The organism is Planctomycetota bacterium, assembly GCA_016872555.1.
Taxonomy (GTDB): domain Bacteria; phylum Planctomycetota; class Planctomycetia; order Pirellulales; family UBA1268; genus F1-20-MAGs016.
The window spans coordinates 1-1,090 of record VGZO01000159.1; the positions used below are offsets into that span (position 1 = coordinate 1).

Sequence of the window (1,090 nt, forward strand, 5' to 3'; positions counted from 1 at the left end):
GCGGCGATCGGGTGCTGGTGCACGGTGTCTTCTCCCTTCGCGACACGCGTGTCGACGCGATCATGATCCCGCGGGTCGACATCGTCGGGATCGAGCTCGACACCCCGTGGTCGGAGGTCGCGGACCGGGTGCGGAGCGCGCGACATGCGCGCCTCGTGGTCTTTGATGGCTCGCTCGATGAGCCGGTCGGGGTGCTCTATGCCAAGGATCTGTTGGTCGCACTCGTCGACGACGTCGAACCCGCCTCCGGCTGGCGGGCCTTGGTGCGGCCGGCGCTCTACATCCCGCCGACCAAGGCGGTCGAAGCTCAGTTGCGCGAGTTCCGCGCGACGCGTCGCCACATCGCCATCGTCCTGGATGAGTTCGGTGGGACGGCAGGGCTCCTCACCCTCGAGGACATCCTCGAGTTGATCATCGGGGATATCCAAGACGAGGGCGATGTCGAGCGCCCCGACATCGAGCGCGGCGAGGGCGGACGCCTCTGGCTCTCGGCCGGTGTCACGCTCGACGCGTTGTCCGAACTGCTTGGCCAGGATCTTACGCGAGCGGATGTCACGACGATCGGTGGGCTTGTGATGGAGGTGCTGGGGCGCGTGCCGGCCTCCGGCGAATCGCTCACCGTGGCGGGCCATCGGGTCGTCATCGAGCGCGTGGTGCGTCGGCGGGTGGAGCGCGTCTATCTCGAGCCCCTCACCCCAGCAGCCGTGGTGGCGATGCGATGAGTCTCTGGGCCCTCACCATCGGTCTCCTGATCGTCGTCGGCCTGCTGACCGGGGCGGCGACCGCGCTGCGCTCGGTGAGCCGGATCTGGCTCCGGCATTGGGCGGAGCAGCGACTCGCCGGCGCCGCGACGGCGGCGCTCTATCTCGAGCGGCCCCATCAGCTGCTCGTGGCGGCCGGTACCGGGATCGCGGCGACCGTCTTCACCTTGGGGGCGGTGATCGGACTCGGCTTCGGGGCGGGGGCCTTCAGCGTCTCACGTCGGCTCCTGCTCACCGCACTGGGACTGCTCATCCTCGGCCAGCTCCTGCCGCGCGCGATCGCCAAGCGCTGGCCCGCCGGCACGCTGGCGGTGCTCCTGCCGCCCCTG

At 69.9% G+C, this 1,090-nt stretch carries 2 protein-coding genes; both read left to right on the plus strand.

Features of this window, described 5'->3' with window-relative positions; genetic code table 11:
* Positions 1 to 722 (plus strand): CBS domain-containing protein (locus tag FJ309_17705; protein MBM3956410.1); only part of this gene is annotated, 722 nt, incomplete at its 5' end.
* A partial coding sequence (locus tag FJ309_17710) for a DUF21 domain-containing protein (GenBank protein ID MBM3956411.1) occupies positions 719 to 1,090 on the plus strand: 372 nt, incomplete at its 3' end. The genes FJ309_17705 and FJ309_17710, both read left to right, overlap by 4 nt.